The 21528-nt window shown below is 37.6% G+C and carries 18 protein-coding genes and 1 pseudogene; 1 reads left to right on the forward strand and 18 read right to left on the reverse strand.

From position 1 onward, the window contains the following. Nucleotide 1 precedes the first annotated feature (1 nt). Nucleotides 2–310, forward strand: coding sequence for an AzlD domain-containing protein (locus OR571_RS22060; RefSeq protein ID WP_282246052.1), 309 nt, complete (start codon nt 2–4; stop codon nt 308–310). 165 nt (nt 311–475) lie between these two features. Here the strand turns inward: OR571_RS22060 and OR571_RS22065 are convergent, their stop codons facing one another. The 18 genes and pseudogenes from OR571_RS22065 to OR571_RS22150 all read right to left on the reverse strand — a co-directional run bounded on the left by OR571_RS22065 (nt 476) and on the right by OR571_RS22150 (nt 21458). After that, nucleotides 476–730 (reverse strand): CsbA family protein, encoded by a 255-nt coding sequence (locus tag OR571_RS22065; protein ID WP_282246054.1) that lies wholly within the window; start codon nt 728–730, stop codon nt 476–478. Between the two features lie 8 nt (nt 731–738). Beyond that, entirely contained in the window at nt 739–1908 is a 1170-nt protein-coding gene (locus OR571_RS22070; protein ID WP_282246056.1) for a PDZ domain-containing protein, read from the reverse strand. An 82-nt stretch (nt 1909–1990) separates the two neighbouring features. Beyond that, the gene (locus OR571_RS22075; protein WP_282246057.1) at nt 1991–3415 is read right to left on the reverse strand and encodes a S41 family peptidase; all 1425 of its coding nucleotides are present in this window, start codon (nt 3413–3415) and stop codon (nt 1991–1993) included. A 71-nt stretch (nt 3416–3486) separates the two neighbouring features. Further along, complete coding sequence (locus tag OR571_RS22080; RefSeq protein ID WP_282246059.1) at nt 3487–4065, reverse strand: redoxin domain-containing protein; 579 nt, start codon at nt 4063–4065, stop codon at nt 3487–3489. Nucleotides 4066–4202: 137 nt separating this feature from the next. After that, a complete protein-coding gene (locus OR571_RS22085; protein WP_282246061.1) occupies nt 4203–5510 on the reverse strand; it encodes a murein hydrolase activator EnvC family protein in 1308 nt (435 codons plus the stop codon). Between the two features lie 39 nt (nt 5511–5549). Further along, nucleotides 5550–6437: a permease-like cell division protein FtsX gene (ftsX, locus tag OR571_RS22090; protein WP_282246063.1), complete on the reverse strand. Its 888-nt coding sequence runs from the start codon at nt 6435–6437 to the stop codon at nt 5550–5552. Continuing rightward, nucleotides 6427–7113, reverse strand: coding sequence for a cell division ATP-binding protein FtsE (gene ftsE / locus OR571_RS22095; protein WP_282246064.1), 687 nt, complete (start codon nt 7111–7113; stop codon nt 6427–6429). Before ftsE ends, ftsX begins: the two co-directional genes overlap by 11 nt. A 390-nt stretch (nt 7114–7503) precedes the next feature. Beyond that, nucleotides 7504–7863, reverse strand: a complete 360-nt coding sequence (cccB, locus tag OR571_RS22100; RefSeq protein ID WP_282246065.1) for a cytochrome c551 — start codon at nt 7861–7863, stop codon at nt 7504–7506. Between the two features lie 53 nt (nt 7864–7916). Further along, nucleotides 7917–8786, reverse strand: coding sequence for a YitT family protein (locus OR571_RS22105; RefSeq protein WP_282246067.1), 870 nt, complete (start codon nt 8784–8786; stop codon nt 7917–7919). A 171-nt stretch (nt 8787–8957) separates the two neighbouring features. Next, nucleotides 8958–10763 carry a carbon starvation CstA family protein gene (locus OR571_RS22110; protein ID WP_282246069.1) on the reverse strand — a complete coding sequence of 602 codons (1806 nt, stop codon included), beginning with the start codon at nt 10761–10763 and terminating at the stop codon, nt 8958–8960. 130 nt (nt 10764–10893) lie between these two features. Beyond that, a complete protein-coding gene (locus OR571_RS22115; protein ID WP_282246070.1) occupies nt 10894–11631 on the reverse strand; it encodes a LytR/AlgR family response regulator transcription factor in 738 nt (245 codons plus the stop codon). After that, on the reverse strand, nt 11609–13390 hold the full coding sequence (locus OR571_RS22120; protein WP_282246337.1) for a sensor histidine kinase: 1782 nt from the start codon (nt 13388–13390) through the stop codon (nt 11609–11611). Before OR571_RS22120 ends, OR571_RS22115 begins: the two co-directional genes overlap by 23 nt. Before the next feature lie 142 nt (nt 13391–13532). Beyond that, nucleotides 13533–14996 (reverse strand): methyl-accepting chemotaxis protein, encoded by a 1464-nt coding sequence (locus tag OR571_RS22125; RefSeq protein WP_282246072.1) that lies wholly within the window; start codon nt 14994–14996, stop codon nt 13533–13535. An 89-nt stretch (nt 14997–15085) separates the two neighbouring features. Then, nucleotides 15086–16189, reverse strand: a pseudogene (gene prfB, locus OR571_RS22130) (peptide chain release factor 2). Between the two features lie 123 nt (nt 16190–16312). Then, entirely contained in the window at nt 16313–18823 is a 2511-nt protein-coding gene (secA, locus tag OR571_RS22135; protein WP_282246075.1) for a preprotein translocase subunit SecA, read from the reverse strand. A gap of 931 nt (nt 18824–19754) precedes the next feature. After that, nucleotides 19755–20312, reverse strand: coding sequence for a ribosome hibernation-promoting factor, HPF/YfiA family (gene hpf, locus OR571_RS22140; protein WP_282246079.1), 558 nt, complete (start codon nt 20310–20312; stop codon nt 19755–19757). Nucleotides 20313–20423: 111 nt separating this feature from the next. Then, nucleotides 20424–20804, reverse strand: a complete 381-nt coding sequence (locus OR571_RS22145; protein WP_282246081.1) for a PilZ domain-containing protein — start codon at nt 20802–20804, stop codon at nt 20424–20426. Nucleotides 20805–20963: 159 nt separating this feature from the next. Continuing rightward, complete coding sequence (locus OR571_RS22150; protein ID WP_282246083.1) at nt 20964–21458, reverse strand: C40 family peptidase; 495 nt, start codon at nt 21456–21458, stop codon at nt 20964–20966. Nucleotides 21459–21528 lie beyond the last annotated feature (70 nt).

Raw genomic sequence — 21528 nt, forward strand, 5'->3', positions numbered from 1 at the left:
AATGGGAGCATGGTATTGGTGGACATTGATCGGCATGGCAATTGTGACATATATTCCAAGGGCTGTCCCTCTGACTTTTTTAGAAGGAAAAGAGTTGCCCCCAGTTGTTTCTGGTGTCTTGCGTAATATTCCTTACGCTGTTTTAGGTGCATTAATATTCCCTGCTATTTTGTATGTTCAAGAAGGGAATCTTTTATTTGGGCTCATTGGGACGATTGTTGCCTTTACTTTAGCCATTCTTTTTTCTAATTTGATGGTCATAGTTTTAGGTACGATTGGAGTTTTAGCTATTTATAGTTTGTTATTTTGATTACATAATGATTGGGTTTAGTGTGAGGATCTTGCGATTTGGAGGTCCTTTCTTGCGATTCTGGGGTTCTATCTTGCGATTCTAGGTATCTATCTTGCGATTCCGGCACTCTATCTTGCGATTTTACCCCTCCTCCTTTATTTTTCGCCATACAAAAAATCCGCCTCACTCAGAAGCGGATTTTTTCTTTGTATTTTTACTTTTAGTAGCATACCAGAATCCTACGGTTAGTGATGCTGCGTCTAATATATAAATCCACCATCTGTGTGTGTAGCCCGCTTGTACCGATGCAGCGAATAATGCGACTGTCAGTATGAGCGCTACATAAGGATTAAATGTTATACGGGTAAAAAGAACGACGAGTAATGCAGGTGCAAAAATGGCTAGAATTATTTGTGTTGATAAAGATAATGTTTCCATAAGTTCTCCTACCTTACCAGGATCAGCCCTAATCGATAATGATCATGTCTAAACAAAACATGTTGACGTAAACGAAGCTCACCGCTGAAATCCAATACTTCTAGACGACAGTGCGCTGCATTTATTTGGACCGCTTCATATAATTCTTGTTCGTTCGTCACTTTTTGTCCATTCACTTTAACGATACGCTCCCCGATGAGAAGCCCCATTTTTTCTGCTGGGGAATCAGAAAGCACTCCTGCTATCATAACACCATCTGACTGCGGAGACACTGCAAACGCTCCAGACGTCTCTTTCTTATATTCTATATAACTAATGATAACTCTACCTAATACACCAAGAGCAATAGCAATTACACTTATTAGTGGCATTACAAATCCAGCAGCCCCAATGATTGTGATCAATAGACCAAGTTGCCAAACCTTTTTCCCTAACCTTGGGAAAAATTGAACCGGTAGTGTATGTCTACTTTTCTGCTGAAATCCTATTACGAAAGGAAACAGTACTAGGGAAAACGTAGATTCTCCTAACGTAAATTGTGGCCAATATGGAATATACGAACCAATCGCATCACCTGGGATAACGAGTACGATCGGCAATAACCATAATCGTTTCGTTATATATTCCATCGCTTCTATCCCACGTGCGGTTGTTACTAACCTCGGAGAAGCATGACTTGAACCGTACTTTTGAATGAGTGCCCCTTCTGCAATTAATAACAATCCGGCTAAAATGGCAATTGGAATGATTGCATCATTCATGATATTTAATCCCGCCAGATTCCATGAAAATAGATGGAAAGACCAGTTGTATACATCCATTATATACAACGTAGCTGCGCCTAAAGCAATGGCATAAATGGCAGAACCAGCTTGATACATAAACAATAATACAAACAAAATCATCCATGCACTATATATGAAAACCCAGGAAACTGGTAGTACAAGTCCTATCCCAATACTTAGCACTGACAAAATGATTGCCCAAATGTACCCATCTAGAAGAAGTCTCTTTGCTTCTGTCCATCCCCATAAAATTCTTGTTCGCAACTGTCTTCTTTCTCGTTTCACGCGGTAATAGCCGATTAGAACAGAGAAAAGGATCGTAATATAAATTGCTGGATGAAGGAAAAATCGTCCGATTCCTTTACCCAATTCGATTAATAACTCCTGTATCATACGCATCCTCCTCGCTTGCACATATCCTTCCTATTATTGTAACAAACGAGGAGCCTTTTGCGTATAGGATTTTCGTATAATCTTATTTACTTAAATCATGGATTAAATAACTGATACCCATTTGTAATTGCTTGTCATTTTCTTTTTGGGTTTTATATGCTTCCACCGTTTCCGTTAAAGATTGGAATAATGCGCCGTTTATTTCGCCGCCTTCTTCTAAGCTTCTTTCTTGGCGATACTTTTCGACTGCATCTTCCGTATCTTCGTCAAAATAGCCATCTTGCCTACCGATATTATAGCCGAGCGCGCCTAAGACTTGCTGTACATATTTTACCTCTTCACCGTAATCACCAACTCGGAATTCCCCGCTCAAGTATTTTTGATCCATTGCAAACAATTCTTCCTGTTCCACTTTTAAATCCGCTTCAATTCCTTTATGATGAATCCATTCTTGTTTTGGAGTAAGCCATTTATGTGTAGAAATTTTCAACTTACCACCATTTGATAATGGATGTGTTTCTTGTACCGTTCCTTTACCAAAGCTTTTTTCGCCTACAATTAGCGCACGATTATTATCGCGTAACGCTCCAGCAAGCACTTCACTGGCAGAAGCACTTCCCCCGTTTTGCAATAAAACAGCTGGTACTTTATTTAAATAAGGTGCCTCTTTACTTTCTGTGTTTAACATTTCTAATACACCTTTTGCATTTTGCATATAAGCAAAAGTCGTTCCATTTTTCATTAACGTGCCAATCACAGAAGAAACACTAAATAAATAACCACCAGGATTTCCCCTTACGTCTATGACTAGTCCGTCAATACCACGCTCTACGAGTGATTTTGTTTGCTTTTCCCATTCTTCTCCCGTTTTTTCACCAAATAATGAAATCGTCACTATTCCAATGGGATGATTATCCACTTCATATATTTCACTCGAAACCGTATGCATTGCAATTGTTTCCCGTTTCATATGTAACTCTACATGGCGATTTTCACTTGCACGATAGATCGTCATTTTCAACGAAGTACCCTTTTCACCACTTAATAATTGGACTAGCTCGGCCATCGTCTTTCCATCTACTCTTTCTTCATTCACTCGGACAATTTCATCCTGTGACTTTAACCCTGCCTTATAGGCTGGCGAGTCTTTAAGTGGAGCAACTACGATAAATTTCCCTGCAGATTGCATAATTTCTACACCGATTCCAACACGTTCTTCTGCAAGAGATGCTTCTTGGTTTGCAGCTTCTTCCTTTGTCAAATACGTGCTATGAGGATCTTCTAGCGCTTCGGTCATTCCCCGTATCGCGCCTTCTACTAGCAGCTTTTCATTTTTTGAAAACACAGCCTCCTTTTTGATCAATTGAAATGCTTCGTCAATTACTTCACTATTACTAACACTACCCTCTGTTTCTACTGATTTAGTAGATTTTCCGTACCAAAAATAGACTACCCCAAGCAAAATAATGAATAACAAGACATATAAAAAAATCCGACTTTTGCGCAAGTTCAACCTCCTACTTTTCCACTAATATATGTGTGGAAATAGAAATTTAATACTTGCCCAAAAATCGGCGTTTATTTTAATTTGCTTACATAGTCTATAAGCATCTGTTCATCCATAGGTCCAACAATTTTGTTTTGAATCGTTCCCGTCGTGTCAATCATATACGTAGTTGGAATTGTAATCGCTTGATACGTTTTCCCAACATCTCCTTCTTCATCTAAAGGAATTGGAAAGCTAAGTGCATAATCTTCTTTAAAAAGTTTTACTTTATCGATACCAACATCGGAGCTCGTTAAGTTAACTGCTAAAATTTCTACATTTTCTTGTTCTGCCATATCTTCATAGTAGTTTTGCATATGAGGCATCTCCGCTTTACAAGGAGGACACCAAGTTGCCCAAAAGTTCAATACAACTTTTTTCCCTTGATAATCTGCAAGCGACACTTCTTTTCCATCAAGCGTAGTAAGTGTAAAATTTGGGGCACGATCGCCTTGACCTATTCCTTCATTTGCAGGGTTCGCTGCCATATCGGTTCCCATTTGTTCTCCGGCAAAAGCTTCCGTTTCGTCTACATTATTTTTTACAAAAGATATGGTTGCGATAGCGACTAAGCAACCTACGATTAATAAGCCTATTAATTTTTTTTTCACTTCTTACCTCCATTAATGCATTTTCAATACATATCATCGCTCTTATTATAAACTGAATAGTCACTTGTATACCAATGGAATGTTTATGACAAAAGAAAAGACGCCTTCCTAGATAGAATAGGCGTCTTGACATGAAATTATAGGGAAATATATCTCAATGGATTTACTGAGTTATTTGCCATACCACTCCATGTACCGATATGGATTTCAAAATGTAAATGAGGTCCTGTCGAATTTCCTGTCGTTCCAACTGCACCAATCGATTGGCCTTTTGAAACGGCTTGTCCAACACTTACTTTAATACTACTTAGATGTGCATATAAAGAAGTAAACGTTTGACCATCTATAGAGTGTGTTACCATAATCACATTTCCATATGTGCTAAGTGGTGATGCATAAGATACTACTCCATCTGCCGCTGAAACAACTGTAGTACCTGTCGGAGCTCCAAAGTCGATCCCATAATGCATTTTCCCTTTTCCATATATAGGATGCATACGATATCCGTAACCAGAAGTAAGACGTCCTGATGCTGGTCTTGTCCAATCTCCTGAAGAGACTGCTGGAATTGCTGTAGATGACCCACTTGCTGCTTGTTGACGTTTTCTTTCTTCCGCTTGTTTACGTTTTTTCTCTTCTGCTAGTTTTCGTGCAATTTCTGCTTGGCGTTTTTGTTCAGCAACAATTTTATTTGTCACTTCTTCGCTTAAATTTAATACTTCATCGTACTCTGATTCCATTTCTTGTTTATCAGCTTGTAATTTTTTTTGTTCCACTTCTAATTGATCTACTAAATTTCCTTTAGATGCTTTCTGTTTATCTAGCTCAGCCTTTAAATTTAGTAACTCATTTTTGCTTGCTTCTTGTTGTTTTAATTTATCTTCTAAGCTTGCTTTTTGCTCTTCTAGCTGTTTTTTATCATCAGCCTGTTCTTTCAAAATCGTACGGTCCGCTTCCATCAATGTATTTACTGCTGAGAAACGGTCGATAAAATCGATAAAACTATTTGCACCTAGTAAAACGTCTAAATAACTAACAGATCCTCCGCTAACTTGAACTGCACGGATTCGCTCTTTCAACAGCTCATCACGTTCTTCAATTTTACGCTCTAACTCTGCAATAGAAGCTTTTAAATTTTCTATTTCTGTCGTTGTTAACTCTATTTCATTTAGCACTTTAGATATTTTATCTTCTGTCGTTATAATTTCTGTATCTAAAGCTTGAATTTGAGCCATAATTTGTTCGATTTTTGATGCGTTATCGTTAATCTTACCTTCTGTTTCTTTAATATTTGAGTTTATCGTATTTTTCTTTTGTTCAAGTTCTTTTTGCTGACTTTTTAAATCGTTCAATGAATTAGCAAGGGCACTTGGTCCTGTGAATAAAAGCGCGCAAGTAGTAGCTATCGCAAAGACGCGTAGCACCCATTTAGACTGTTTTCTCAAAACTTCTTGCTCCTCTCAATTTTCCTTCATAGTTCCTTTTTATACACGCAAAAACTTTCTTACTGACATGAAACTTCCCCAGACACCTATAAGTACTCCCATCAATAAAATCAACGCATTTACTTGATAGATAAATGGTGAAAAATCGAGCAGTTCAAATAAGTTTCCTTGTGCAAGTTTCGGTGCTAGCACTTTATGAATATTGTAATAGAGTGTCGTTACGAGCGTGATTGGAATAATTGCCCCTAGAATACCTAGCCACATTCCTTCTAAAATGAAAGGAATACGGATAAACCAATTGGTTGCACCAACAAGTTTCATAATTTCGATATCTCTTCTTCTTGCAACAATCGTAATGCGAATCGTATTCGATATTAAGAACATTGCCGTGAATAATAATGCTAGTATCAGTACTAATCCTACATTTCTACTAGTGTTCAAGAAAGAAAATAGTTTTTCAATTTTTCCTTCTCCATATTTCACTTCGAATGTGTTATCTAAACGATCCAGTCTTTTAGCTACTTTTTCTGTGTCTTGCGGATTTGCTGCTTTTGCATAAAACACATTATGTAATGGATTTTGCTGTTCAAACAAACGCAAGTCTTCCCCGAAATCCAACACTAACTTATTCAGCTCATCTTCTTTTGGAGAATATTGTACTTCTGCTACACCTGATGTATTTTTAATCTCATCTTGTAATGCTGTGATAGCAGCTTCGTCAGCTGTTAATTCGACAATTACTTTAATTTCTACATCTTTTTCAAGATCATCTGCTACTTTGTTTAAATTCATCATGATCATGACGAACACGCCGACTAATAGTAACGTAACAGTTACCGCACTCACCGAAGCAAATGTCATCCAACCATTTCGACTGATACTTTTCAAGCTATCTCTGAAGTGCCTACCTGCTGTTCTAGTTTTCATAACCGTATTCCCCTTTGTCTTCGTCTCGAGTGATTAATCCACCCTCAACAGCGATAACACGGTGTCTAATGGTATTTACAATTTCTCTATTATGTGTTGCCATTATAATTGTAGTTCCTCGAGCATTAATTTCTTCGAATATATTCATAATTTCCCAGGATGTGTCTGGATCAAGATTTCCCGTTGGCTCGTCCGCAATGACAAGCTTTGGAGTGTTGACAATAGACCGAGCGATTGAAACACGTTGTTGCTCGCCACCAGAGAGCTCTGTAGGAAACATTCTTGCTTTATGTTTTAGACCTACAAGTTCCAAAACTTCCATTACCTTTTTGCGAATAACAGTTGGCGTTTCTTCAATAACTTCTAATGCAAATGCAACATTTTCATATACATTTAGTCGTGGTAGTAATTTAAAGTCTTGAAAGACTACTCCTATTTGTCTTCTCAAATAAGGAACTTTATTGTTTTTTAATGACGATAGATTAGTACCATTGATGAAGATATCTCCAGATGTTGGTCGTTCTTCTCGATACATCATTTTGATGAATGTCGATTTTCCTGCACCACTGGGTCCAACTACGTATACAAATTCTCCTTGCTTAATTTCTATATCAATTCCATTTGCGGCAACAATTCCGTTTGGATATTTTTTATAGACATTTTTCATTTCAATCATTTATAAACCACCTAATTAGTTTCGTTTAATTAAAAATGCGACATGCCTATTATAACATTAGACGCTTCTTATTTTGTTACAATTACATTTCATTTTATAGGCAATACTAGGTAAAAATTCGTTGATTCGATGTATTTTTCAATTTTAATAGGTAATAATACCTCAGTTCAAATGACCTACCGTTGTTATTTTCTACATCGTCCGCTTAGATTCCTTCTTTTCTTTATATTTTCTTTTTTCATAAAATTGCTGTAGAAAATTTACTTTTCGGAGAAAACAAGCTTTTGTGTCGTAATTTGGAGGTAGTTTTTCGTGTTCGGGGTTAGTTTGAATCTCCTTGAACAAAAAAAATCAGCTGCCCGAGATGAGCAACTGATTTTTTCTTACATATTATTTTTTAGCAGCTAACCATGCAGCTACTGCTTGTGCTTCCTCGCCTGTTACCAGTCCACCTGGCATAGCGCCTCTACCATTTTCAATAACATTTAAAATTTCATCTTCAGATAAACGTGATCCAACATCATTAAGCGCTGGGAAGTTACCTTGTCCTTCTAAATTACCACCGTGACAGCTAATACATTTCGAACTAACAATTTTTTCTGCATCTGCTGAAGCATTTTCAGTAGTTGGAGCAGTACCTGTGTCAGTGTCAGTCGCCGTGTCATTATCATTTGCTTCGTCATTGCCACCGCCACAAGCAGCTAGCATTAATCCTGCACCAAATATTACAGCTAATAGTTTTTTGTTCATTACTATTACCTCCCTCAAAGTAAATTTGAACCTCATACTTTATTATACCACTGTTAATACCTTTTGAAACCTTCACCAAGCACCTCGTAGGCATCGGAAACAATGACAAAAGCTGTTGAATCAATTGTCTTAATGACATGTTTCAGTTTTGTGAACTCTGTTTGGTACGCTACAACCATTAAAATTGGTCTTTCTTTATTCGTATATCCGCCAAAAGCAGGAAGTTTTGTCACCCCACGATCTATCTCTTTATAGATAGCATCCCTTATTTCATCCTGTTTATTCGTAATAATATAAATCATTTTCGATTGGCTAAAACCTAATTGGACGATGTCGATTGTTTTGGTCGTCACAAATAATCCAATTAGCGCATAAAGTGCTTTTTCAATATCAAAAACGAATGCCGCAGTAATAACGATCAAGCCATCTATCAACAAAACACTCGTTCCAAGCGAAAAGCCTGTATACTTCGTAATAATTTGTGCCGCCAAGTCAGTTCCTCCGGTAGAGGCACCTCCACGAAATACAATTCCTAGTCCAAGACCAACTGCAATCCCGCCAAACAATGCACCTAATAAAGGATTATTTGTCCAAGGATCCCAACTAGAAGTTAACAAAACAACTGCTGGCAATGTTAATGTTCCAACAAATGACTTAATGCCAAATTTCGCCCCTAAAAAGATTAAACCTGCGATAAAAAGGGGAATATTAAAAGCATATTGCACAATCCCAGGTTCCCACCCAAAAACACCCTTTAAAATAGTACTAATACCGCTAACTCCACCGGAAGCAATTTGGTTAGGCAATAAAAAAACATTAAAGCCAATCGCAATAATCGCTGCACCAATAATAACGTATATATAATCTCTGACATGCTCCACTATTGGAGGTAGTTCTTTATGTAGTCTGTGATTAGTTTCCATTGAATATCCTCTTTCGTTGTCATAGATGGCACTAGTATAACAACTGAAACAACATTTGTGAACTTCAGCAAAGTATCGTTTTAATCGACTAAAGTAATAAGATATAACGCCAACAAAAAAAGCTCCAAGCTCAAAACGATTTAGAACCGTTTTAAACCTTGGAGCCTGATATTAGATTGTGCCTTTCGCTGCACGCTCAACTAACACATCTTGTGGTAGTTTCCCTAGTTGCAGCCACTTGCGAATCGAAGTGATGAGAATAACGAGACCGAGTATTAACATAATAACAGAAAGCGTTCCGTTTAAGAAATTGAAGCCAGGACTTTCTGCATTCCAATAAACGTTTTTCACCATCCAGTAACCCGCTACATTTACAGTTACATACAGATAAGCAAGAGGGATTAAACAAGTAAGTATATACCAACGTTTATCTGCTATTTTCAGTACAATTGTTACACCGATGATTAATCCAATAGAAGCCATTAACTGATTGGATACACCGAATAATGCCCAAACCGAACTGATATCTCCGGAGTAAAGTAAATATCCCCACATAAAGCAGGCTAATGCACTTGCAAAAATATTCGCCCATAAAGAGTTTGTCTTTTTTAAAGGTTTAAAGAATGTGCCACCGAAATCTTGAATAAGATAACGAGCAACTCGTGTTCCTGAATCTATGGCGGTCAGTATAAAGACGGCCTCAAATAAAATAACAAATTGATAGAAAAATGATGCCATTTTTTCAAATATAGGAATTTCCGTGAAGATATATGTCATTCCAACTGCTAGTGTAACTGCTCCGCCTGTTCTTCCTTCTAAATCCATTCCGATTTCTTCGCTCAGTTTATCTAAATGGACTGTTTCCATTCCTAATGTTGCAAATTTTTCTGGTGTTGAGTTGATTGCAAAATAATCGCCTGGCATTAATGATACCGCAGCGATCAATGCCATAATCGCAACTAAACACTCTACTAGCATTGCTCCGAAAGCAACACCTTTAATATCGCTCCATCGATTAATCATTTTTGGAGTTGTACCTGAACCAACAAATGCGTGGAATCCAGAAATCGCTCCACATGCAATCGTGATTGAAACGAATGGCCAAACTGGACCGGCGATAATTGGACCGCCTCCATTAATAAATTCCGTTAATGCTGGGAATTGAACGGCAGGATTTACATAGAATACCCCAATGATTAACGCGACAAATACACCAATTTTCATAAAAGTACTTAAATAATCGCGTGGTGCAAGCAATAACCAAACTGGTAATGCAGCTGCAAAAAAAGCATAAATCGGTAATGCTAAAGCAATTGTACTCTTTTCTAAAGTTAAGAAATCACCAAGAGCTGTACCTTGAATATTTGGTCCCCAAAAAATAGCCGCCATAATAAGTGCAAAACCAACGATTGTAGCTACTTTTAAGTTCCCTGTTTTTTTATGGTACAATCCAACACCCATTGCAATTGGAATCGTAATTCCTACCGCAAAAGTTCCCCATGGATTTCTCTCTAAGGCGCTTAGTACAACTAACGATAAACCAGCCATTGTAATTGTAATGATGAATAACATTGCGAGTCCTGCACAAAATCCTGCAACAGGACCGAGCTCTTTTTTAGCAATTTCTGATAAAGATTTTCCATCTTGACGCATGGAAGCAAAAAGCACGACCATATCGTGAACCGCTCCCCCGATTACCGCACCAATCAAGAGCCAAAGTAACCCAGGTAAATACCCGAACTGTGCTGCAAGTATTGGACCAACTAGCGGTCCCGCCGCAGCAATCGCCGCAAAATGGTGACCAAACGTGACCCATTTGTTCGTGGGTACATAATCTTTCCCATCCTCCAATTCATGCGCTGGAGTAGGTTTAGAATCATCAAGTTTTAAAACCTTTGCTGCCATGAACGTACCGTATAAACGATAAGCTATTAATAGTATACAAATAGAACCTATTACAATTGTAACCGCATTCATTACTCTCTTCCCCCATCCTTCTATTCTATAATAATCATACTAAATACTAGAATGATAAATTCCAATTTTAGCTGAATTACAAAAATTTAAGGATGAAATGCAAATATGGAGAATTGAAATGCAGTTAACCTTAAAAACCAACATGCATTTTAAATTCTTTTATGTATGTCCTGCTTACCGGAACCTTTGATTTGTCTTTTAAAACTAAATTATAAGTGGAATTAAACCACGGATGAATTTCCACAATATGATCTAGATTCACGATAAAGCTACGGTGAACTCGCATGAATTGCGGGTGTTGTAATTTTTTCTCGATCACAACGAGGGAATCGTTAACAAGGTATTCATCCGTCATCGTCTTAATCTTACACTTTCCTTCAAAAGATTCTAAGTAGATGATTGAGTCATTTTCAAGTAATACAATTCGCTCATCCACAAGAACAGCGATTTTATCCGTACTAGCTTTTTTCAAGGAAGGTGTGATAGTGATTTTTTGAGTACCTATTTTAGCAATTTGGATAATTTTCTCTAGGGTTTGACGAATACGATCTTCATCAAAAGGCTTTAAAATATAGTCAATTGCATTTAACTCGAAAGCTTGTAAAGCATATTCATCATATGCCGTCGCAAAAACAATTGCTGGAGTTGGATTTAGCATAAGCAATTGCTTTGCTAAATCCAATCCATTATCTCCATCCAAATCAATATCTAAAAAAACAAGATCTGGTTTTTGTTTAGAAATATATTTGACAGCATCTACTAAACTCCCTGCTTCACCAACTATTTCAATTTGTTTACTTTCCATAAGCAAATACTTTAATTCATCTCTTGCTAATGGTTCATCTTCAACTATAAACGCTTTCAACATGTTGCTGTAATACTCCTTTACTATCAAGCGGAATAGAGATCTTAATAGTTGTTCCTCTATTCATTTCACTCGCTATTTCTAAACTTGCCTGCCCATTATAAATTCCTGATAAACGTTTACTAATATTATAAATGGCAGTACCCGTTCCTTTTTTAGATATAATCGTCTGTTTACCTAATATCGCCATTTTATTTATCGGTATTCCTCTGCCATTGTCTGCTACTACAATTTGCAGATTATGATTCACTGTGGAAATCTCTATCGCTATTAATCCTACACCTTCTAAATTAGTAAAAGCATAATTGATCGCATTTTCCACGAGTGGCTGCAATGTAAATGGAGGTAGCAAAACTTTTTCAATACCGGGTTCTATTTGCAGATCAATTTGATACTTGTCCGGAAATCGTGTTTGTTCCAATGATAGATACGACTTCACATTTTCTAGTTCTTTTTCTAGAGGGATGAGCATCTGTCTCGCCCCTTGCATATTCCCACGCAAAAATGAACTAAGCTCCAGTAATAGTTTTCGCGCTTTTAGAGCATCGGTACGACATAAAATAGAAATAGAGTTAAGGCTGTTAAATAAAAAATGCGGATGAATTTGAGACTGTAATGCTTTAATTTCTGCATCTTTTAATAGCTTTGTTTGTCTTTCAGCTTCCGCTAGCTCCAATTGGGTTGAAAATAGATTGGCGAGTCCTTCTGCTAGTTGCTGCTGAATATCATCCAGCTTGCTCGGTTGTATAAAGTACATTTTTAGTGTACCTGCTGTTTTATTTTGTCTCTTTAAAGGTAATACGATTGCTGCTTCCAAAGAACAATTACTGTCCGAACAATAAATTTCTTCTTTTAATTTTGCTACTGCAATTTCGCCATTTCTCAGTACTCTTTTCGTTAAACCTGTTATAAAATGTCCTCCAGGAATATGATGATCAGATGCTGCTCCTACATGTGCCAGCACTTGCCGATCATCTGTTATGGCCACAGCATCTGCATCGGTCAGCCTCAACATGATTTCTGCAATCTCTTTACATGAATTTGTGTTTAAACCTTGGCGAAAGAAAGGCAGGGTTTGATCGGCAATATGAAAGGCCTTGCCCGTTTGGTTTGCCCGGGCACGCTCCTCATCACGAATAATTGAACGGATAATAAACATAAACAGAAACATTCCTAATCCATTTACAAAAACCATCGGAATACCAATAACTTGAACGAGTATCCAAGCTTCTTCAAAAGGCTTACTTAATGCTAAAATAATCAGCATTTGAACGGCTTCTAATGTCATTCCTAAAATGGCTGCGTTGATTGGTGTAATCTTCTTCCCACTATTTATTTGTCTTCTTGAAAAATATCCTGAAGCAATTCCAGCTACAATAACAGCTAGTGAACAAGCTAGAGCTGTAAAGCCTCCTAAGGAGTATCGGTGAATACCTGCGATCAAGCCGGCACCTAAACCAACGATCGGTCCTCCCAATATTCCTCCGATGACTACACCCATGACTCTTGTATTGGCAATTGCATTATCTGGATCGATTCCAGCAAGCCATCCACTATTAACAATTATCCCGTGCTCAATCTCAACTCCTGTATAGTTACTAATAATTCCTAGGGCACCAAAAAGTAAAATAAGTATGATTTTTTCGCTATTCTTATGATCATTTTGAATAATTTGTTGAAATGATTTCAGTTGAGAGAGTAAAAAAGCAACAATAACGATAATCCCAACTTTTTCTATCATTAATGTAGCTAAAACTAAGATCATTGCTATCTCCCCTGTTTCGTAATATTCTAACATCTTTATGATACTTGAAATATGCACATAACAAAACCTTTATTTATGTAGTTGGACAACCTCTACTAAATTTAAAAAGATGCCCAAATAATTAAGGCATCTTTTTCTTCTATCTATTTATCTTTTGTGCTTCTCCATATGTTTCGTCAATATATTTTGCAATTGTTTGCTGGTCTTCTGTAATATCGAGAATGGTTGCATTCAATTCTTCCACAGTAGCAGTGCTTTCTTCAATAATCGCAGCAAAATCATTAGTGCTCATACTAATTGCTTCACTGTTTTTGGAAATCAATTCTACATCCGTGGACAAATGGACTAATTCCTTTTGTAACACTTGCATCATCTCGAATAATTCATTGAAGGATTTATTCGATTTATCAGCAGTTTGCACTTGGCTATAAATTTGATTTACACCGTTTTCCAGTTTTTGCATAGTAGTATGATTGTATTTATTTACCTCGTCTAAATTACCATCAATTTTTTCTAATGTTTGATTGGTTACACCGGCTAATTTTCGTATTTCTTCTGCCACAACTGCAAAACCTTTTCCTTGTTCACCTGCTCTTGCAGCCTCGATTGATGCGTTTAATGCAAGTAAATTCGTTTGCTCGGTTATTTGTCGAATCGCATTCGCGAATGTATTTGTTTCTTTAATTTTTTCGGATAGCTCATGGAAGTTTTTATTTAACTCAACAAAAAACACCGTAAATCGGTCAATGTCTTCTTTCATCTTTTCCATTTCTACCGATCCATTTGAAGCATTTTTCGCCGCAACATCTGCTTGTTGAACAATAGAAGATAGTTTTTCCACTATTTGTTTTACTGAAGTAGACGTTGCTTCTGTATTCTTCACAATATCGCCTACATGATCGGCTTGCCGCTGTGAACTAATACTCACTTCTCCTACAGCCGTCAGCATTTCTTGTTGCGCATTGTTCGCTGAAAAAGTATTAGTACGGATTTGTTCTAAATTGGAAGTAATAATCGAAACAGCCGTTTCCAGTCTTTGGGCTAGTGCAGCTTCTTCATTTGCTTTAACCATCACTGCTTCCGCATTACTTTCCACATTTTTAAATAATGCTTTACTTTGTCTAACTTGTAGGAAAATACCTAATGCCATTATAAACTGAACCAGAAACACATTCGCAGCTTGGTCTACTAATAAGCCTTTGTCATCTAATAGTACATTTACAATAACTGCTAGTAGGGATAAAACATATCCAAAAACGAATACAACTTGCGTATTATGCAACCCACCTACAACTAAAATAAATAAAGCGAGTACAATGGTACCGATACTTACTTCGTTTAAGACACTCGTTCCAACAGCAGTTACACCTGCAGCAAGGAGAAGAATAAACGGAAAAGCCGCAGAAATGGCTTGTACTTTTTTGGATACTATAAAAACAATGATGGCAATTAACAAAGGTACACCAATGGATATTAATATTCCTTTTTCAGCTTTTAATACTACTTGAGCAATAAAACCTAAACTACCTGCTAGACTGTAAGCTAAAAACATAATAAAGTTTTTCTTTACTAAATCATTTTTCTTTAACTCTTTCATATCCATTTATTCCACGCTCTTTCTCCTCAAATTTTTTAATAATAAAAAAATACCCCTTTGTTATTTTATTATAACATCGGGGTATTTTTCGTCTATTAATTTATGCGTGAACGTAAGAATGCATGGATGAATGGATCTATTTCACCATCAACTACTGCATGGACATTTCCGCTTTCTTCATTTGTACGATGATCTTTTACCATCGAGTATGGATGGAAAACATAAGAGCGGATTTGGCTTCCCCATCCGATTTCTTTTTGTTCTCCGCGGATTGCTGCAAGTTCGGCTTCTTGTTCTTCAATTTTTAATTGATATAATTTCGATTTTAATAATTTCATCGCATGCTCACGGTTTTTAATCTGTGAACGTTCCGTTTGGCAAGTAACAATCGTATTCGTTGGTAAATGCGTGATACGAACGGCTGAATCCGTCGTATTAATATGCTGACCACCAGCACCTGTTGCACGATACGTGTCAATTTTCAAATCTTCTGTACGAATTTCAATCTCAATCTCATCATTGAATTCCGGCATAACATCACAAGAAACAAATGATGTATGGCGGCGACCAGATGAATCGAAAGGAGAAATACGGACAAGGCGATGTACACCTTTTTCTGCTTTTAAATAGCCGTATGCATTATGCCCTTTAATAAGCAATGTAACAGATTTAATACCTGCCTCATCGCCTGGTAAATAATCGATCGTTTCTACTTTAAATCCGCGTTTATCAGCCCAGCGCTGATACATACGAAGTAAAATGGAACCCCAGTCTTGAGACTCGGTACCACCAGCACCTGGATGCAATTCTAAAATTGCATTATGCTTGTCGTATTCTTCACTTAATAGCAATTGTAGCTCGAAGTCACCTAGCGCACTTGTGAACTCTTTTAGTTCTGAGCCAAGTTCTTCTTGTAATTCCTCATCTGGCTCTTCTTTCAGAAGCTCAAGTGTCATTTCTAAGTTTTCTTGCGTAGATACTAGCTCATTGTATTGCTCTACAATAGCTTTCAGTGCGTTCATTTCATTAATTATTTTTGGGCAGCCTGTGCATCGTCCCAAAAGTCAGGAAATGTCATTAACTCCTCTAATTCTTGTATGCGAACCTCTTTGTTTTCTAAGTCAAAGAGACCCCCTAAAGTCTTCTAATTTCCCTGCTGTTCGATCCAATTCATTTCTTACTACTGCTATTTCAACCATATTAATTATTCCTCCGACTTTCCTAAATTCAAGTAACTGTTGATGATATTCTATTCAGTTACTGGCCAGCTTCAGCGCCTATGTCTACCTTGAGGGGTAGACATAGGCGCTTTTCGCATCTCGTTATTGTGCTGTTCCGTGACAGTTTTTAAATTTCTTTCCGCTACCGCATGGGCATAGGTCATTTCGTCCTACCGCTGCATCCTTACGAACTGGTTTTTTCTTAACGGGTCCTCCCTCTTCCTTTGGATTTACCGCTTGCCCTTTTGCTACTTCTTCCCGTTCAAGATTATTTCGGATCTCTGCTTTCATTGCATATTTCGCAACATCTTCTTGGATCGCATCGACCATTGCCTCGAACATAGCGAATCCTTCACTTTGATATTCACGAAGCGGGTCATTTTGCCCATACGCACGTAAATGAATACCTTGACGTAGCTGATCCATCGCATCGATATGGTCAATCCATTTAGAGTCAATCGAACGAAGTAATACAACTTTTTCGAATTCACGCATGCGCTCTGGAGTCATTTCTTCCTCTTTTGCATCATAGAAGCGAATTATTTCTTCTTTTAATTTTTCGATCATCTCTTCTGGTGATAAGTTTTCCAAGTCACTTAGTGAAATGACACCTTCTGGCAGTAAATTCGCTTGTACGTAATCTACTATTCCTTTTAGAGTCCACTCCGCTTTATTGTCTGAAGCAGTATTAGAGCCTACTAAACGCTCTATCGCACCGAAAATCATCGATTCTACAAGTGCACGCATATTTTCAGTTTCTAATACTTCGTTACGCTCTTTATAAATAATTTCACGTTGCTGACGTAAAACATCATCATATTGCAATAAGCGTTTACGCGAGTCGAAGTTATTACCTTCTACACGTTTTTGAGCGGATTCTACCGCACGAGAAACCATTTTCGATTGGATAGGCTGTGAATCGTCCATTCCTAGTTTAGACATCATATTACGCATATTATCTGAACCGAAACGACGCATCAACTCATCTTCCATTGAAAGATAGAATTGCGTCACCCCTGGATCTCCTTGACGACCAGCACGTCCACGAAGCTGATTGTCAATTCGGCGTGATTCATGACGCTCCGTACCAATTACAGCTAAACCGCCTGCTTCTAAAACACCGTCGCCAAGTTTAATATCAGTACCACGACCAGCCATGTTTGTCGCGATCGTAACGGAACCTAAGTGTCCTGCAGTTGCAATAATTTCCGCCTCATGTTCATGGTTTTTCGCATTTAATACATTATGCTTAATACCATGTTTGGTTAACAATTTGGAAATAATTTCAGAGGTTTCAATTGCAACGGTACCGATTAAAACAGGTTGACCTTTTTGGTTTCGTTCTGCAATATCTGCTGCTACTGCTTCAAATTTACCGTTCATCGAAGCATAGATTAAATCAGCACGGTCATCCCTAGCAATCGGACGGTTCGTTGGAATCGCAATAACGTTCATATTATAAATATTACGGAACTCCTCTTCCTCTGTTTTCGCCGTACCAGTCATACCAGATAACTTATCGTACATACGGAAAAAGTTTTGGAACGTAATTGTAGCCATTGTCATTGATTCATTTTGAATTTCTAATCCTTCTTTTGCTTCGATCGCTTGGTGTAGACCATCGCTATAACGACGACCTTTCATCAGACGACCAGTGAAGGAGTCAACGATCACAACTTCCCCGTCTTGAACAACATAATCCACATCTAAATGCATGGAAGCATGAGCTTTCAATGATTGATTGATCGCATGATTTAAGCGTACATGTGTCAAATCAAATAAGTTTTCAATATTAAATGCTTTTTCTACTTTTTCTACCCCAACATCTGTTAGCGTAACGCCTTTTGTAGATTCTTCATACGTATAATCCGTGTCTTTGATTAATGTACGGACGAAAGCATTTGCTTGCTTGTACAATAACGCCGCTTTGTTTGCTTGCCCAGAAATAATTAATGGCGTTCTCGCTTCATCAATTAAAATGGAGTCAACCTCATCGATTACGGCATAATGAAGTGGACGTTGTACTTTATCTTCTTTGTATAACACCATATTATCGCGCAGATAATCGAAACCAAGCTCATTATTCGTCGAATACGTAATATCCGCCGCATATGCTTCACGTTTTTCTTCTTTAGATAATGAATTTAAATTTAATCCTACTGACAGTCCTAAGAAATTATACAATTGGCCCATTTCTGCAGCATCACGGCTTGATAAATATTCATTGACCGTTACAACATGTGCTCCAAGTGCTGGAATCGCATTTAAATACACAGACATAGTAGACGTAAGGGTTTTCCCTTCCCCTGTTTTCATCTCTGCGATATTCCCTTCATGAAGTGCCGCTGCCCCCATAATTTGGACGCGGAAAGGGAACATTCCAAGTACACGCTTAGCCGCTTCACGCACTACAGCAAATGCTTCCGGTAGCAGCTTGTCCAATGTTTCTCCTTTTGCGTAACGATCCCTGAACTCGACCGTTTTTGCAGCTAGTTGTTCATCAGATTTCGCTTCCATTTCACCAGCTAATGCTTCTACTTGATCTGCAATTTTTTCTAATCGTTTTATTTCACGTTTATTTAAGTCAAATACTTTATTTAATACACCAAGCATCTATTTTCACTTCCCATTTAGTCTTACTCCCCATTTTACCATTCGATAGAATCTCACGCAAATAAGCGAATTTACAATTGGCAGAGAGAGCTCTTTAAGAGTTATTAATTGCGTTATAAAATTGTCGCTTTCAGCAGGGGATTTGTCTGTTCATTGCATGTTGCTGGGCGTGGATGGTCCTGCACAATTTAGCTCATGGAAACGATAAAATAGAATAACACACATATTAAAGAAACTGCGTGGTAAAAAATGGCCGCTGAACCTTCACACTTGCCGCACCTCGCATGAGCCAACTCGTGCTTCGCCCGAGTGGGTCTCCTGACTTCGGCTCATGCGGCTTTGGCGTGCTACGGTCAAAAGTGTTCGCTGGTGTGTATCTAGATAAGATAGGCTATAAATATCGTGAATATCCACTAAATTATACATAATTGCTTGAAGAAATCAGTGTTTCACAACAAGGGAACTCTGTTCTCTTAGAAATGGTTGCTTTTGTTGATCAATTGATTGCTTAAAGTATAGAATTGGTTGCTTACATTGAGGATTTGATTGGTCAAATCCATTTATTGGGTAAATCTCTACATTGAAAACTGTATTATGTTTGGTTTTTAATGAGTCGGCACTGTTAAGTAAGCAATTATGTTGGATTGTAGCGAAAGGGCGGCGACTCCAGCCGGAAAAAGCTTGAGCTGAAGACCCTGGACTGAGCTTAGAGAAGGAAGCGGCTGAAGCCAAGCCGGCGGAAAGCGTTCGTCCTGCAGCGAAAATCCTAGCGGACACTTCATTTGACTAACTACCGCACAGTCTCCCTATACCATGATTAAAATAAATTCCTTATGCGACTTGAAAAAAATTAACCACATGTCTAAATCTTCTATAGTTACCTAACCATAAAAAACTCTCCTCGAAATTCGAGGAGAGTTGCCTGGTAAATTTAGTTTGTTTCGATTAAACCGTATTTACCGTCTTTACGTTTGTAAACGATGTTTGTGCCATCTGACTCTGCATCCGTGAAGATGAAGAAATTATGGCCAAGCATATTCATTTGTAATACCGCTTCTTCTTGATCCATTGGTTTTAAATCGAACTGCTTTGTGCGAACGATGTTGTATGCTTCTTCATCTGACTGCTCTACTGGCGCGTCAGGTGCATCAACGGTTGAAAAGAAAGTAGCGACACCTTCTCGTTCACGGAATTTACGATTTACTTTTGTTTTATATTTACGTATTTGTCTTTCCAGCTTGTCTACGATAAGATCTACAGCAGCGTACATATCTGAATGGCGCTCTTCTGCTCGTAATGTTAAATTTTTCATAGGAATCGTTACTTCTACTTTCGTTTGCTTGTCATTGTACACCTTTAAATTGACATTGGCTGTTGCTTCGATTTCTTCGTTGAAGTAACGGGCTACTTTCTCAATTTTCCCCTCAACATGATCTCGAATTGCAGGAGTCACCTCAATATTTTCCCCACGAATGTTAAAGTTTAGCATGAAAACTCCTCCTTTAAATTTAACTCTACATATATGATTCAACATCCAACCCGAAATATCCTTCTTACTTTTAAGATTTTATTTATTTTTTGTCGAATGGTGTAATATTCTTTACTTTCTCATGTCCATCGATTTTCTGCGCACATTTTTTAATTCATTAATAATTAGTTGCTCCGTATAAGTATCCTCGGGTAAGTTAATACCATACTCATATCCATTTATCTTCCGATGAGACCAGACAAATTCGCCAACTAAATCGATTGGTGATTCATCTAATGTAAAATTAATTTCTACATGGATTTGTTTGTCAATTGCAATGGAGAACTCTGTAAAGATTTTCAAACCATGTGGACTGATGTCGATAATTTCGCAAATACCCTTATTAGATATTTCCTTTTCAGTTAGTCCATTTGCATCTTTTATTAAGCGAAAAGTAGCTTTGCACGGTTCAGTAAAGGTATAGCGGAAGGATTCTTTCCTTTTGTATTGCATATTTCTTCTCCCCCTTACTATGGGTCGTTTTTCTCCATTATGACGAACGGAATCACTTTTTTCAAACATTTTTGTGAATGGATTAGTGGAAGATAATACGTATGGAGAAGAAAAAAACGCTCTACCGTAAATTATACGATAGAACGTTTATTTATATGTTTATTTGTTTGTGGCTACTGTTACATCCGTCACTCGTTTAGCTCCAACATAGCGTTTGCCCCAATAAGCTGGGTCGTTCAATTTATCAATTTTCACGCCTTTTGAAGTCGATGAATGGATAAACTTACCGTCGCCTATGTATATACCAACATGTGAAACACCTTTACCTGATGTATTAAAGAAAACCAAGTCTCCTGATGTTAAATCAGCCTTGTCCACTTTTGAACCGGTTGCATGCATACCTGATGAACTCCGAGGTAGACTGATTCCTAGTCCTTCGTAAACATATCCTACAAATCCTGAACAATCAAATCCTGCTTTCGTAGTACCACCGCTGCGGTATTTAGTTCCTATTAAGTTTTTAGCTGTTGCTACTAATTCTTTTGAGTCTACTGAACTTGCTGCTTCAGTATTTCCTGCGAATGGTGCTGTAACTAAAAGTATAGATAATACGAATATTGCAATGACTTTTTGCGACATAGATTTGTAATTCATTATGTTCCTCCGGGCAGCTAGAGTTTTCAGAAAATTTTTCTATACCCATCTTATCACGCTTTATAACCTC

The organism is Psychrobacillus sp. NEAU-3TGS, assembly GCF_029955155.1.
GTDB lineage: Bacteria > Bacillota > Bacilli > Bacillales_A > Planococcaceae > Psychrobacillus.